Below are 14,659 nucleotides of genomic sequence, written 5' to 3'. Positions count from 1 at the left end.
GTAGGCGGAGAAAGCTGTATGAAAGAAGCACGTTTGTTCCTGCTATATTGGCGCTAGCACGAAGAAGCCAACTGCTGATAACCGCCGCAGTCGAGTGAGGAGAGAAACGGACGCGGCTAATCGCAGTCGGCGAGTTGTTGCTCAGGCTGCCGAATTTAGACTGGTTTGTTTTATTTGCATCTGAGCGTGACCTCGATGTCATGATTGTAGTTGCCGAAGCCTTTGCCGAAGAGGGTCACGCCTCCGCAGTTTTTGGCCGTTGCGCTGCAGGCGATGCGGAACAGGATTTCCTTGTCGTACGACAAGGACAACTCGCCGATCGTTACGTTCGACACTTTGACACCGTCGATGAAGGAGCCCTGCGTCGTGATCCGGATTGTTTTCATCAGACCGTGATGGATGTTTTTGTACCACCAGGACGGGGTATAGATGCCGCGTTCGCTGCCGAAGTTGCCCGGGTACGTCCAGGTGCCGACCTCGGAGCCATTAACCGAAAAGACGATGTCCGTCGGCAAGTGGTCGACCGTACAAGGCGTCTCAGAACAAATTTCCAGGGAAATTTCGAGCGAATTGGGACGTTCGGTGTTGACCATGTAATTCGGGATCCTGTACTCGACATAACCCGATCCGAACCACAGTACCCGCGCGTGAACATGCTCAGGATCGGCGAAATACCGCGGATCGTCGCACATCCCGATCATGTTTGTCTCCGATGCGAGCCCGCAGGTCGGTTTAACCTCGAAGGATGAATACGTGCCCACCGGCAAAGAGACGAAATAGCGGCTGCGCTCCCTAACCGCCGCATTCCCTTTGAACATCAGCGTCGCATGGGTCAGCTCCAAATAACATATTTTTTGCATCCCCCTCTTGCCGGCCGCGCTTTCGGATCTGACGATGCCTGCCCCCTCCAGCATATGGATATGTCTGGTGACGATTGGGGATTTTATGTCTAGCGCTTCAGATAAGCTCTTAATATTCATCGGTCCCGCGCCGAGCAGCTCGATGATCCGGACGCGCGTGGGCGACGAAAAACATTCCAAAAAATTCATATTAGCGCTATTCACTTCGATTTCCATGATACGACGGCTCCCCTTGCCCATTATTCAGATGTTTTATTTATGATTATATAACTTAAAAGTTATCGTTTCAATATCGACGCACAACCTTGACACCCCTCTATCTTACCGATAAAATAAATCGCGTCAACAAGAAATGTCTCTCATTCATTACCTTACAAGTTAACGAATATAAGGAGGAATCCGCATGAACAGCTTTCAGTTTCACAATCCTACCCGCATCGTGTTCGGCGAAGGCGAAACGCGCCAAGTCGGCGAATTAACTGCTACATACGGCCGGAACGTCCTTCTTGTGTACGGAGGCGGCAGCATCAAGGCCACCGGTCTGTACGACCAAACGATCCAATTACTGAAGGAAGCGGGCATCACCGTGCATGAGCTTCCCGGAATCGAACCAAATCCTCGGCTCGCGACAGTGCAGAAAGGGATCGATATCTGCCGCAAGGAAGGCGTGGACTTCATATTGGCGGTCGGCGGCGGCAGCGTCATCGACGCTTCCAAAGCGATCGCGGCAGGCGTGCCTCACGAAGGCGACGTTTGGGATTTCTTCGTCGGCAAAGCGCGCATCGAGAAGGCGCTTCCGCTCGGTACGATTCTGACGCTCGCCGCGACCGGCTCCGAGATGAACGGAGGCATGGTCATCTCCCACTGGGAAGAGAAGCTGAAGCGCGGCAGCGGCAGTCCGCTTCTTTATCCGAAGTTCTCCATCCTGGACCCGACAGTCACTTATTCGGTACCGCGCAACCATACCGTATATGGCTCCGTCGATATTATGTCGCACGTGTTCGAGCAGTATTTCAGCTTAACGGAAAACACGCCGCTGCAAGAACGGTTTTGCGAATCCATCCTGCAGACGGTTATCGAGAACGTCGAGCCTGCTCTGGTTAATCCGAGCGACGCCGCAGCACGCGCCAATCTGATGTGGTGCGGCACGATGGCGCTGAACGGCGGCCAAATCAGCCTTGGCATGCAGAATGACTGGGCCACCCATGGCATCGAGCATGAGGTCAGCGCGATTTACGATATTCCGCACGGGGCCGGCTTGGCCGTTATTTTCCCGAACTGGATGAAATACGTGTATAAGGAACGCGTCGACCGGTTCGCGCAATACGCGGAACGCGTATGGGGCATCGTACGCGACGGTCGCTCGGACGATGAATTGGCGCTCGCGGGCATCGAAGCTACGCGCGCTTTCTTCACACGCATCGGCGCGGAATCCCGTCTCTCCGAGTTCGGCATCGGCGCCGACCAGCTTGACCGGATGGCCGAGGAAGCCGTCCGTTATCACGGACTCGGCGCTTTCAAGCAACTGGAAAAGCAGGATGTTCGCAACATTTTGGAAATGTCCTTATAGACAGCCTAATACGATCGATTCGAGGAGGAGAAACGAATATGACAACCGCGTTAACGAACAGCACCGTACTGCATAACGGCGTAAACATGCCTTGGCTGGGCCTCGGCGTATGGAAAGTTAAGGACGATGGCGAAACGGAACGCACTGTCCAAACTGCGATTGAAGCCGGATACCGGCACATCGACACGGCGGCGGCGTATCAGAATGAAGCAGGCGTCGGCGTCGGCGTTCGCAACAGCGGCGTCGCGCGCGAGGAATTGTTTATCACAACGAAAGTATGGAACGCGGATCAAGGCTACGAATCATCGCTCGCCGCTTTCGACCAAAGCTTGGAACGTTTGGGGATGGACTATGTCGACCTTCTCCTGATCCACTGGCCGGTAAAAGGAAAATACAAGGATACTTGGCGTGCGCTCGAAACAATCTACCGCGGCGGCAAAGCCCGGGCGATCGGCGTCAGCAACTTCCAAATCCATCATCTGCAGGATTTGATGGCAACCAGCGACCTCGTGCCGATGGTGAATCAAGTAGAATACCATCCGTTGCTGACGCAAGAAGAACTGTTTGCCTTCTGCAAATCGAACCGGATCCAGCTTACGGCGTGGAGCCCGCTTATGCAGGGCAACCTTGATCATGCCGCGTTGGCGGACATCGGCGCTAAATACGGCAAATCGCCGGCTCAGGTCGTCCTTCGCTGGGATTTGCAAACCGGCGTCGTCACGATCCCCAAATCGACGAACCCGGCGCGGCTGAAAGAAAACTCGGAAATCTTCGATTTCGAGCTGTCCGACGACGATATGGCCGCGATCTCGTCGCTTAACCGCAACCAGCGGTTCGGCCCGGATCCCGACAATTTCAACTTCTAATCGACAAATCGGTCGATTGGGCAAGCACGGAGGCTTAACGGCTTCCGTGCTTTTTTTGATTTGCGTTTCGCCGTGGAATAATGGATTGTTCACTTGACAGTCCAAGCCGATCGGGCGTAACCTAAATGTAAAAATGAGTGATTACTCACTCAATTCGCGAGGAGTGTGCTCGATGGGCAATAGGACGATTCCAAGCATCCGCATCCGGCAATTGACCCGACGCTTCGGAACCAAAACGGTCATTCACGAGGTATCGCTCGAGGTTGGCCAAAATGAGATATTCGGCTTGCTGGGTCCTTCCGGCTCAGGCAAAACGACGCTCGTCAAAATGATGGCCGGCATCGACGAAGGCACCGAAGGCGAGGTCGAGCTGCTCGGCACCAGGCTGCCCAAGCTGTCGATGATGGAACGTATCGGTTACATGGCGCAATCCGATGCGCTCTACGGGGAGCTGTCGGCCCAAGAAAACCTTGAATTTTTTGCCGCGTTGTTCGGGTTAATGGGGCCTCGAAGGAAAGAGAGGATGCGTTACGTCATGGAGCTCGTCGGTCTCGCCGGCGACATGAAACAAAAGGTGTCCGCGTATTCAGGAGGGATGAAGCGCAGACTTTCCCTCGCCATCGCGCTGCTTCACGAACCCGAGGTCTTGATACTGGACGAGCCGACCGTCGGCATCGATCCCGTGCTTCGGAAGTCGATCTGGAACGAGCTGGAGGCGCTCAGCGGTCAAGGCAAGACCATCATCGTCACGACGCATGTGATGGACGAAGCGGATAAATGCCACCGGCTGGGCATGATCCGCGACGGACGGTTGATCGCCGTCGGCACGCCGGATTCGCTGAAGCAAGAGACGGGCAGCGCGACCATTGAAGAAGCCTTTTTGTATTATGGAGGTGCCCGACGATGAGAATCGGCGCTTTATTCCTGCGGATCGTCCGCCAGTTCATCCACGACAAACGAACGATGGCACTGCTCATCGTCGCGCCTCTGCTCGTGTTGTCGCTCATGTATCTCGTCTTTAACGGCGATGCGTACAAACCGAAGCTCGGCTTGGTCGGCGTTCCCGATGCGCTGGCGCAGAAAGCCGACGAGCTTGGAGCGGATGTCATCGGTTACGCCAGCGCGGCCGAAGCGGAGACGGCGCTCGAGGCGCGTGACATCGACGCCTATATCGAACTGGGCAGCGGCATGCCCCGGATAAAGCTCGAGGGAAGCGACCCCGCGAAGAACCGTGCCGTCATGACGGCCATCAGCGAATGGCTGGGTACGCCCGGCACTCTCGCCGGAGGGTTTGGAAGCGCGGTTAACCCAGGCGAAGGAGCACCTGCGATCGACTATTTGCACGGCGGTTCGGACATGACCTCCTTCGATAGCTTGGGTCCCGTTTTTATCGGAGTGTTCGCCTTTTTCTTCGTTTTCCTGATCGCGGGAGTTTCTTTCCTGAAGGAACGAACAAGCGGCACGCTGGAGCGGCTGCTGGCCACGCCGCTGCGGAGATGGGAAATCGTTGCGGGTTACATCGCGGGTTTCGGCTTGTTCACGGGCATTCAGGCCGTGCTGATCGCCGTCTACGCCATTGAAGTGTTAGGTCTGATGATGGACGGCTCGATCTGGTACGTTCTGCTCGTGACGCTGCTGTTATCCGTTACGGCACTTAGTCTTGGCACGTTCCTATCGGCCTTCGCCAACACGGAGTTCCAGATGATTCAGTTCATACCGCTTGTCATCGTGCCGCAAATCTTTTTCTCCGGGTTGTTCGACCTGGACAGCATGTCCCCGTGGCTGAGATGGCTCTCCCATCTGATGCCGCTCACCTACGGAGCGGACGCGCTGCGCGGCATCATGATCCGAGGAGAAGGCTGGAGCGGCATCGCCGTAGACATATTCGTACTTCTAGGCTTATCGCTCGTCTTCATGGGAGCGAACGTGCTGGCATTGCGCAAACATCGGAAAATATAGTAACCTGTAGCCAGATTGGTTACAGAAGGAGTTAAGGCGCATGAAGGGCCAGAACGAACAATGGCTAAACGATCTTCTCCGCCTCGCGGACGAGGACGGCAGCGGCAAGAAAACCGAGAAGCAGGCGCGCATTCTGGAGGCCGCGATCGAGATTTTCGCGGAGAAAGGGTACGCCGCCGCCTCGACTAGCGAAATCGCGCAAAAAGCCGGGGTAGCGGAAGGCACGATCTTCCGGCACTACAAAACGAAAAAGGATTTGCTGCTCTCCATCGCGGGTCCGATCGCGGTCAAAATCGCTGCACCGTTCCTATTGCGGGATTTCGCCAAAATGTTGGAGCTTCCTTATGAACGCGTGGACGACTTTTTCCGCTCGGTTGCAAAGGACCGTTTCCAGTTCGCCCGGCAGCATATGAAGCTCATTCGGATATTCGTCCACGAAGTGCCGTTCCAGCCCGAACTGCTGCAGCAGGTGAAGGAGCTATTCGAAAACCACGTCTTCCGGCGGATGGAGAAGGTAATCATCCACTTCCAGGCGCAAGGCCAGTTGATCGAAGCGCCGCCATGGCGCATTATGCGTTCAACGGTCAGCTTGCTTATCGGCATGATCGTCACCCATCTCCTCCTCATGCCGGACGAACACATCGACGAGGACGAGGAAATCGAACGCACCATCGACATTCTGATGCACGGGCTTGCGGCGCGGTAAGAAAAACTCCTATCGCAATCAGGGCCGATAGGCGAGGACAAACATGAAGCGCAGCCCACGCAAGCAACCCCCCGGCCAGATGGCCGGGGGGTTGCCGTTGTTTCGTTTATTCGGCGTTTTTCACAACGCCTTTCTTCAAGATCAAATTCGCGTAGAGCGCGCTTTCCCCCGTCGCGATGACGGCGTAAGCCCGCTTGGCCCGCTCGTAGAAGGCAAACCGTTCGATCGCCTCGAACGGATCTTCGAGTCCTGAGCGCTCACGAATGATGTTCCCGTAGTCCGCCCAGATCGGGGTCTCCGTTCGGTCGCCGGGCATAACGGCCATCAAGCCGGCCGGTCTTTCCACGTATTGATCCAGCGGGAACAATCGCAGGATGGCGTCCAGAAGCTCCGGTATGCCGTGCCCGTCGCAGCGGATTAGCCGCTGCGCGTGGCTGGCCGCGGGAAAATTGCCGTCCGCCAGGACGATTTCGTCGCTATGGCCCATCTCCATCAACACTTTAAGCAGCTCGGGAGACAAAATATTGGGAATGCCGATCAGCATATTGTCCCTTCCTTTCCGCTCGTAACGGCGGCTTGCCGTTATTTCATCTTCTGAAGCAGCTGAATCCGGTAAGCTTCGCTCTCGAGCGAAGCGATTTCCTCGAATTCTTCCTTCGTCAGCGCTTTTGGTTCCTTAATCGCTTTGGCGATCAGGAAGATTTTGGCGCTCTCCTCGACGACCTCCGTCCGGTAGTACGCTTCGCGCAGATTGCGGCCGGTCGTAACCAAACCATGGTTGCCAAGCAGGACGGAGCTTGCTTGGTTCACGACCTCGACGTACGCGTCGGCCAGCTTATCCGTGGTCGGCAGCACGTATGGGACGTAAAGCGTTTTGCCCACGAGCGCGGCCTGATCCGGGAACATAATCGGCAGCTCTTGCTCGACCAAGGTGAACGCGATGCAGTACGGCGGATGCGTATGCACGATGGCGCCGATGTTCGGGTTGGCGCGGTACGCGTAGAGATGCATCAGCACCTCCGAGGACGGGCGAAGCCCGATGTCCGTGATGTCTCCGGATGCAATGTCGACCTCGACCCACTGCTCCGGCTCGATCTCGTCGAGAGCGAAGCCGCTCGGGGACAAATACATCTTCCCGTCGTGCTTCGCGCTAATGTTGCCGCCCGGACCGACAACTAATTTATTGCTTACCGTCTTGCGGGCGTATTTGCACAGTTCTTCGCGTATGGCCAAGCTGCTCATTCGTAATGACCTCCAACCAGCTTATTTATATAACGGGCCGAAATTGTTGCATGCTCTGTAGTCCGCGCCTTCCGAATCGGCCGTGCCAAACAGTCCCCATGCGCGCGGACGGAACACTCTCTCGTCAGGCACGTTATGCATGTTGACCGGAATGCGCAGCATCGCGGCCAGCGTGATCAGGTCGCCGCCGATATGGCCGTAGCTGATCGAGCCGTGGTTCGCGCCCCAATTGTCCATGACGTTATAAACGGAGCTGAACGCGCCTTCGCCAGTGAGGGTTGGAGCGAACCAAGTCGTCGGCCACGTGGAATCCGTCCGTTTGTCCAGCGTATCGTGAACGTCCTGCGGCAGGTCGACGGAATAACCTTCCGCGATTTGCAGCACCGGGCCGATCCCCTTCACCAGATTGATGCGGGACATCGTCATCGGCATGCCGCCGCGCGTCAAATAGTCGGAGGAGTAACCGCCACCGCGGAAATATTCGACCGAAGCCGGTCTCCAGGAAGTAGCATCCAGGCACTTCTGCGCTTCCGCTTCGGAAATTTCCCAGAACGGCTTCATGACAGGCTGCCCGTCCTTCGTCTGCTCCCCCGTTCCGTCGAGCGTCGCCGGACCGGAGTTGATCAGGTGGAGAATGCCGCCGGATGCTGCTCCCGCCAGCTTGTGACCCGTTACGCGCTCCACGGATTCGGAGCTCCAGTAGGTTCGTACGTCCGCGAAGATTTGGGCCGTGTTCGTCAGCAAATAACCGAACAACATAACCGCGCCGTTCAAACTGTCGTTCTCCGTAGCCACGATGTACGGCGAGCGGATGCCGTTCCAATCGAACGAGGAATTCAGCATCGCCTCCATGAAGTCGCCGTTCGGGAAGTGGTCCGTCCATTGGCGCTGGCCTTGGAAGCCGGATACGATCGCGTTATGGCCCATCGCTTCCTCCCCGAAGCCAAGCTCCGCCAGACGCGGGTTGCCGACCATCAGATCGCGCGCGATCTGCGTCATTTTCACGACCGTCTCCCAGTCCTTGTCTTTGGTTTCCCTCGAAGTTTGGATGTCGGCCGGATTGTTGTCCGGACCTTCGATGCAGTTCTCCTTCACCCAAGCGAGTGCTTTCTCGAATTCAACGCCGTCGTAAATGCCTTCGTCCATGCGCCGCACGAATTCCGACATGTCCACGTATTCCGTTCTCATGCCAAGATACTCTTGGAAGAACGCATCGTTCACGATCGAACCCGCAATGCCCATCGACACCGAACCCATGGAGAGGTACGACTTGCCGCGCATGGAAGCAACCGCTAGGCCCGCGCGCGCGAAGCCGATCAGCTTATCCTTCACGTCGTCCGGAATGGACGTGTCGCCCGCGTCTTGCACCTGCTCGCCGTAGATACCGAACGCCGGAAGTCCCTTCTGCGCGTAGCCGGAGAGGACCGCTGCCAGATAAACCGCGCCCGGGCGCTCCGTGCCGTTGAAGCCCCATACGGCCTTCGGAACGGAAGGATCCATATCCATCGTTTCCGTGCCGTAACACCAGCATGGCGTGACCGTGATCGAAACGCCGACGCCGGCTTTCAGGAATTTGTCCGCGCATGCCGCCGCCTCCGCGACGCCTCCAATGCAGCTGTCCGCGATGACGCATTCGACCGGTTCCCCGTTCGGATAACGCAGATGCTCCGACAGCAGCGCCGCCGTCGCTTTCGCCATGTTCATCGTCTGCTCCTCGAGCGATTCTCGAACGCCCTTGCGTCTGCCGTCGATCGTAGGGCGAATGCCGATTTTCGGGAAGCCGCCTTGGAACCGTAAGTTCGTCTCTGACATGAGTTAACCCTCCAATGGAATCATTTTTAAGTGAAATGTTACCGATAACCCTAAATTAACAGCTAAAATAGTTGCTGTCAACGCTTTCTTTTTAGTATGATAAGTTTCATGAAAAGGAGATAGGGAGCGTATTTATGGTAACCATCTATGATATCGCCGAGAAGGCGAACGTCTCGGCGATGACCGTATCGAGAGTTATCAATAACTCTGGCAGAATAAGCGAAAAAACGAGGGCGAAGGTTCGGAAGGTCATGGAAGAGATGAACTACGTGCCGAATCAGACCGCGCGGAGCCTCGTGCTCCAGCAGACGAAACTCTTGTTTCTGCTTATTACGGATATAACAAATCCGTTCTATACGACGGTGGCGAGGGGCGCGGAAGATGCCGCCAAGAAGCAGGGCTACCGCCTCCTATTCGGCAACAGCGACGAAAGTCTGGAGAAGGAATCGGATTATGTGACGACTATATTGACGACGCGGGTGGACGGCGTGCTGCTGGCACCGGCGGGAGACCCCTCCCTGCCCCACCTCGAATCGCTGCGTCGCCACGGCGTGCCGTTCGTCCTGCTCGACCGCGAGGTGCCGGGCGTTGAATGCGATATCGTGCTCGGCGACAGCAAGGAAGGCGCGCGACAGCTGGTCGCGCATCTGGTGGAAGCCGGCCATCGGCGAATCGCGATGGTGAACGGCTCCTCCTCCATATCCAGCGCGAGACTCCGGCTGCAAGGTTATAAGGAGGGGCTGAAGCTGAGCGAGCTTCCGTTCCGCGAGGAATACGTGTTCGAGACAAGCTTCGGCTCGCTGAGCGACTTGTCGGAGATGGAGGCTTGGCTGGCGGGCCTCGAGCCGAGGCCGACAGCCATTCTGACGGGCAACAACGTGCTCGCCGTCGAAGTTATGAGGCTGCTACACGGACAAGGTTTTCGCGTGCCTGAGGATATGTCCATCGTCTGTTTCGACGATCTGGGCCCGTACGCGGATGTCGAGCCGTTCCTTACCGTCGCCGCGCAGCAGGCTTACCAGTTCGGTTATATGGGCATGGGCATGCTGATCGAACGGATCCAAGACAGGGAATCGGCGCAGCCTTGGAAAAAAATCGTGCTGCCGGCCGAGCTGCTTGTCCGCCGTTCCGTCAAAACGAGGAAGGGCAACGAATAAACTATGCCCGCCCGCCCCGCTCCTCAAGCGATTTCCGGTATTCCGTCGGCGACAGCCCGCTCCACTTCCGGAATTGTTTGGTGAAGAACAGCGGGTCGTTAAAGCCGACCGAAGCCGCCACCTGGGCGATCGTCAGATCGCCCGCCAGCAGCTTCTCGGCTTTTTTCATGCGGATTTTGTTCAAATATTGCATGGGAGACAGCCCGGTCGATTCCTTGAACAGCTTCGTCAGATGCGCGCGGTGGTAACCGAGCTTCTGGGCGATGGCGCCGATCGAAATTTGCTGGCCGTACTGGTAGGAGAGCATTCGGATCGCTTGGTCGATCTGCTGCTGTCTGCCCGGCAGAGAATCCTCCCCGGCCGGTCGGCTCATGGGTCGCCCATCGGCTTTGGACGGCAGCTTCATGAACACCGGGTCCTTGTTCGCGTCAACCGACTCCGTCACGCCTTCGGATTGGGGGTCGCCCGACAGAGCCGCCACTCCCATCTCGTGCAAGACGAGTCTCAGCCAGCCCGCCGCGGCCAAACTTCCAAGCTCTTGCGTAGCGCCGCCGTCCAGACCTTCTCGAATACTCTTGAACATGTCCCTCATCCGCTGCGGAGACAGTCCGCGAATGACGGCTTTCTCCGGCGTCAATCCGATTCTCGCAAGCGCCTTCTCGGACTGCTCGCCCGAGAATCCGATCCACATATAAGTCCACGGCCGCTCCCGATTGGCTTCGTATTTGACCAGAATGTCGGGGAAGATCAGGAAGGCGTCGCCCGCGCCTAGCCGGTATTTCTGCCCCAGCGTCTCGAACGTCCCTTCCCCTTCCGTCACAACGTGTATAAGGAAATAATCATGTACGGCGGGGCCGATATAATGACCTCCGACCACATCGGCTTCGCCGCTGAACAGCACCTCAAAATCTCCCCGCGCTGGGGCCGCGTTGATCGATAGTCCGTAACGGTAGTGCTCCATCGACGGCGCTTCCTCCTTAGATCTGCATTACCGTAATCATACACGACCATACGACATTACTCCATATATTCATCTCTTCCTTCCATATGAAACCGCCGCTTTCGGTCCTATACTGTAAGTGATTACATGAGCTGTGCGCGCAGCATTATCAACATTATCAATCATTTGCCGAGGAGGCTATTCCACATGTCCAAAATTACATTTATCGGGGCGGGAAGCACCGTTTTCGCCAAAAACATTTTAGGCGACGTCATGCATACCCCGGCTCTGCAAGGCTTTGAAATCGCATTGTTCGACATCGACGCGGTGCGCCTGCGCGATTCCGAGCAAATGCTGCAAAACATCAAAATCACGAGCGGCAGCACATGCGAAATCAAGGCGTATTCGGATCGCAAAGAAGCGCTTCACGGCGCCAAATATATCGTAAACGCCATCCAAGTCGGCGGCTACGATCCATGCACCATCACCGACTTCGAGGTGCCGAAAAAATACGGCTTGCGCCAGACGATCGCCGACACGGTCGGCATCGGCGGCATTTTCCGTAATTTGCGGACGATTCCGGTCATGCTGGACTTCGCCAAGGACATTAACGAGGTATGCCCTGACGCGCTGTTCCTCAACTACACGAACCCGATGGCCGTGCTGACGAACGTCATGAACACGTACGGCAACGTCAACACCGTCGGCCTGTGCCATAGCGTGCAAGCCTGCGTGCCGGACTTGTTCCGCCATCTGGGCATGGAGGCCGAAGGCGTAAAATGGCATATCGCGGGCATCAACCATATGGCATGGTTGCTCGAAGTAAGCAAGGACGGCGTGGATCTGTATCCGGAGATCAAGCGGAGAGCGGCCGAGAAGCAGAAGGAAAAACATTACGACATGGTCCGTTTCGAAATGATGTTCAAGTTCGGCCACTACATTACGGAATCGTCCGAGCACAACGCGGAATACCATCCGTATTTCATCAAACGCAATTATCCCGAGCTCGTCGACCGCTTCAACATTCCGCTCGACGAATATCCGCGCCGCTGCGTCAACCAGATCCAGGGCTGGGTGAACATGCGCGAGCAGCTCGTGAACGACAAAGCGCTCGAGCATTGCAGAAGCCATGAATATGCCTCCTATATCCTCGAGGCGATGGAGACGGACGTGCCGTTCCGCATCGGCGGCAACGTCATGAATACGGGACTGATCACGAACCTGCCGAAGGAAGCTTGCGTCGAAGTGCCTTGTCTCGTCGACCGCAACGGAGTAACTCCGACTTACGTCGGCGACCTGCCTCCGCAGCTGGCTGCCCTCAACCGTACGAACATCAACACGCAGCTGCTTACGATCGAAGCGGCTATTACCCGCAAGCGCGATCATATCTACCATGCAGCCATGCTCGATCCGCACACGTCCGCCGAGCTCTCCATGGACGACATCGTGTCCTTGTGCGACGACCTGATCGAAGCACACGGCGATTGGCTTCCGAAGTTTCAATAAAAGGAATAACCGGTAAGCCTAACTTCTGGGATCCAATTAAAAAGGACGCTTCCGCGGGCCACTGATCAAGTGGCGGCGGAAGCGTCTTTTATTCATGCGGAGCATATCGGGCTTGAAAATGTTATTGCGCGGCGTAAGCCTGCCACTGGCTGTTCCCCGGCATCGGACAGGACCGCGCCTTCAGCTTGGCCGCCACGCGGACGTAGCAGCCGCATACGATGCAGGTCGTGCCGCCCGCAAGCTTCGGGCAGGCGCGGCATAAAGCCAACCTGCTCTCGTAAACATTGTCCGGGACGGCATGCTCCGCCGATTGGAACATCGGCGCCGCGAGCACGCGGTCGATATCCGCCTCCGACACGCGGAACGCGGGATCACAGCCTCTACAACTGCTCGGAGAATGCTCCCTCATGCTGCTCCTCCCTTACCCTTCGATCCGGAGCACCGTTACCGACATCGGGGAAAGCTTTACCCTCAAGCTCGTACCCTCGACGGCGAATTCGCTGAACGGAGCGGGTTTGACGCGATCCGGCTGTTCAAAGGTGTTGTGCGCGTCCATGGCGTTCGCCGTCAGCTCGGTTCCCGATACGCGGATGCCGCCCCCTGCCAACCCGCGCAAATCGATGCTCAGTTCGGCCGCATTCGACGGATCGACGTTGCACAAGCTGATGTGGATGCGGCCTTCGGCATCCTTCGAAGCGCTCGCCGACAGTTTGGCGATGGACTCTCCGCCGAACGAATACCTTTCCTCCGAAACGAGCCGCAGCTCCAGCCGCTCGGCGTCCTGATGCACCTTGTACATGTCGAAGACATGATACGTCGGAGTCAGCAGCATCCGGTCTCCCTCCGTCAAGATGACGGCTTGCAGCACGTTCACCATCTGGGCGATGTTCGCCATCCGCACGCGATCGTTGTGATCGTGGAAGATATGGAAGTTAAGCCCGGCGACAAGCGCGTCGCGGATCGTGTTCTGCTGATACAGGAAACCCGGATTCGTGCCCGGTTCGACGTTGTACCATGTTCCCCATTCGTCGATGACGAGGCCAACCCGTTTGTCCGGATCGTAGCGGTCCATGATCGTGGAATGTTTGGTTATCAGCTCGTCCATGCGAAGTGTCTTCTTCAACGTAACGAACCAGTCCTCTTCACCAAAGCCGGTCGCAGCGCCTTTGTCCGACCAGACGCCCGGCACTGTGTAATAATGGAGCGAAATGGAGTCGAGATGCCGGTGCGCCTCGCGCATGAGCACGTCCGTCCACTCGTAGTCGCCGTCGCTAGGGCCGCAGGCGATGCGATGGATCCTGTTGTCGCCGTAGTTGCGGACGTACGTCTGGTAACGCTTATATTCGTCCGCGTAATATTGCGGCCGCATATTGCCTCCGCAGCCCCAGTTCTCGTTGCCGACGCCGAAGTACGTCAGCTTCCAAGGTTTCTCGCGGCCGTTCTTCGCGCGAAGCTCGGCCATCGGCGACACGCCGTCAAACGTCATGTACTCTACCCATTCGGACATCTCCTGGACCGTTCCACTGCCGACGTTGCCGCAGATGATCGGTTCGCAGTCCAGCAGCTCGCACAACATCATGAACTCGTGCGTGCCAAAATGGTTATTCTCCACCACGCCGCCCCAGTGGGTGTTGATCATGCGTTTGCGATCCTCGCGCGGTCCGATGCCGTCCTTCCAGTGGTACTCGTCCGCAAAGCAGCCACCCGGCCAACGCAGAGCTGGAACGGAAATCCGCTTGAGCGCTTCAAGCACGTCGTTTCGGATGCCTTTCGTATTCGGGATCGGAGAATCTTCGCCCACCCATAACCCTTCATAAACGCATCTGCCCAAGTGTTCGGAGAAATGGGCATACAAATTACGGTCCAGCTTGCCGATCGTTTGGTCGGCCCCAATCGTCAGCGTGTTTCCACTTGTCATACTTTCGCCCCCGCTATTCGTAGTAAGATAGACTTATTGAATTAACATTTTCATAAATTTAATTAGTAAAATTATTAATCCTACTCATAGAATACGCTTACAGAACAATCATTGCAATTCTTT

General features: G+C 56.6%; 14 protein-coding genes. 7 read left to right on the top strand and 7 right to left on the bottom strand.

Annotation, left to right across the window (positions count from 1 at the left end):
- Window positions 1–170 precede the first annotated feature (170 nt).
- The gene (locus tag RB620_RS20445) at window positions 171–1,076 is read right to left on the bottom strand and encodes an ArsR/SmtB family transcription factor (protein WP_308097526.1); all 906 of its coding nucleotides are present in this window, start codon (window positions 1,074–1,076) and stop codon (window positions 171–173) included.
- A gap of 187 nt (window positions 1,077–1,263) precedes the next feature.
- Here RB620_RS20445 and RB620_RS20440 point away from each other — a divergent pair, with 187 nt between their 5' ends.
- The 5 genes from RB620_RS20440 to RB620_RS20420 all read left to right on the top strand — a co-directional run bounded on the left by RB620_RS20440 (window position 1,264) and on the right by RB620_RS20420 (window position 5,961).
- A complete protein-coding gene (locus RB620_RS20440; RefSeq protein ID WP_308097525.1) occupies window positions 1,264–2,430 on the top strand; it encodes an iron-containing alcohol dehydrogenase in 1,167 nt (388 codons plus the stop codon).
- Between the two features lie 38 nt (window positions 2,431–2,468).
- The gene (locus tag RB620_RS20435) at window positions 2,469–3,296 is read left to right on the top strand and encodes an aldo/keto reductase (RefSeq protein WP_308097524.1); all 828 of its coding nucleotides are present in this window, start codon (window positions 2,469–2,471) and stop codon (window positions 3,294–3,296) included.
- Between the two features lie 172 nt (window positions 3,297–3,468).
- Window positions 3,469–4,203 (top strand): ABC transporter ATP-binding protein, encoded by a 735-nt coding sequence (locus RB620_RS20430; RefSeq protein ID WP_308097523.1) that lies wholly within the window; start codon window positions 3,469–3,471, stop codon window positions 4,201–4,203.
- Window positions 4,200–5,255 carry an ABC transporter permease gene (locus RB620_RS20425; RefSeq protein ID WP_308097522.1) on the top strand — a complete coding sequence of 352 codons (1,056 nt, stop codon included), beginning with the start codon at window positions 4,200–4,202 and terminating at the stop codon, window positions 5,253–5,255. Before RB620_RS20430 ends, RB620_RS20425 begins: the two co-directional genes overlap by 4 nt.
- A 40-nt stretch (window positions 5,256–5,295) precedes the next feature.
- On the top strand, window positions 5,296–5,961 hold the full coding sequence (locus RB620_RS20420) for a TetR/AcrR family transcriptional regulator (RefSeq protein WP_308097521.1): 666 nt from the start codon (window positions 5,296–5,298) through the stop codon (window positions 5,959–5,961).
- Between the two features lie 106 nt (window positions 5,962–6,067).
- Here the strand turns inward: RB620_RS20420 and RB620_RS20415 are convergent, their stop codons facing one another.
- From RB620_RS20415 to RB620_RS20405, 3 genes are read right to left on the bottom strand one after another with little or no spacing between them, the layout of a single operon-like run.
- Complete coding sequence (locus RB620_RS20415; protein ID WP_308097520.1) at window positions 6,068–6,505, bottom strand: RbsD/FucU family protein; 438 nt, start codon at window positions 6,503–6,505, stop codon at window positions 6,068–6,070.
- A 38-nt stretch (window positions 6,506–6,543) separates the two neighbouring features.
- Window positions 6,544–7,203, bottom strand: a complete 660-nt coding sequence (locus RB620_RS20410) for a class II aldolase/adducin family protein (RefSeq protein WP_308097518.1) — start codon at window positions 7,201–7,203, stop codon at window positions 6,544–6,546.
- A gap of 21 nt (window positions 7,204–7,224) precedes the next feature.
- Window positions 7,225–9,015, bottom strand: coding sequence for an L-fucose isomerase (locus RB620_RS20405; protein WP_308097516.1), 1,791 nt, complete (start codon window positions 9,013–9,015; stop codon window positions 7,225–7,227).
- A 134-nt stretch (window positions 9,016–9,149) separates the two neighbouring features.
- Here RB620_RS20405 and RB620_RS20400 point away from each other — a divergent pair, with 134 nt between their 5' ends.
- A complete protein-coding gene (locus RB620_RS20400; protein ID WP_308097514.1) occupies window positions 9,150–10,172 on the top strand; it encodes a LacI family DNA-binding transcriptional regulator in 1,023 nt (340 codons plus the stop codon).
- Between the two features lies 1 nt (window position 10,173).
- On the opposite strand, the gene RB620_RS20395 is transcribed toward RB620_RS20400, so the two are convergent.
- Entirely contained in the window at window positions 10,174–11,133 is a 960-nt protein-coding gene (locus RB620_RS20395; RefSeq protein WP_308097512.1) for an AraC family transcriptional regulator, read from the bottom strand.
- A 186-nt stretch (window positions 11,134–11,319) separates the two neighbouring features.
- Here RB620_RS20395 and melA point away from each other — a divergent pair, with 186 nt between their 5' ends.
- Window positions 11,320–12,618 (top strand): alpha-glucosidase/alpha-galactosidase, encoded by a 1,299-nt coding sequence (melA, locus tag RB620_RS20390; RefSeq protein ID WP_308097510.1) that lies wholly within the window; start codon window positions 11,320–11,322, stop codon window positions 12,616–12,618.
- Window positions 12,619–12,739: 121 nt separating this feature from the next.
- On the opposite strand, the gene RB620_RS20385 is transcribed toward melA, so the two are convergent.
- Together RB620_RS20385 and RB620_RS20380 are read right to left on the bottom strand one after the other, a co-directional pair.
- Window positions 12,740–13,027: a DUF6171 family protein gene (locus tag RB620_RS20385; protein WP_308097508.1), complete on the bottom strand. Its 288-nt coding sequence runs from the start codon at window positions 13,025–13,027 to the stop codon at window positions 12,740–12,742.
- A 12-nt stretch (window positions 13,028–13,039) separates the two neighbouring features.
- Window positions 13,040–14,536 (bottom strand): alpha-N-arabinofuranosidase, encoded by a 1,497-nt coding sequence (locus tag RB620_RS20380; RefSeq protein ID WP_308097507.1) that lies wholly within the window; start codon window positions 14,534–14,536, stop codon window positions 13,040–13,042.
- Between the last annotated feature and the right edge of the window lie 123 nt (window positions 14,537–14,659).

The sequence above is a fragment of the Paenibacillus sp. LHD-117 genome (assembly GCF_030929555.1).
Lineage (GTDB): Bacteria > Bacillota > Bacilli > Paenibacillales > Paenibacillaceae > Pristimantibacillus.
Note: the sequence above shows the minus strand (reverse complement) of the source record. Positions and strands in the feature narration are given on the sequence as shown.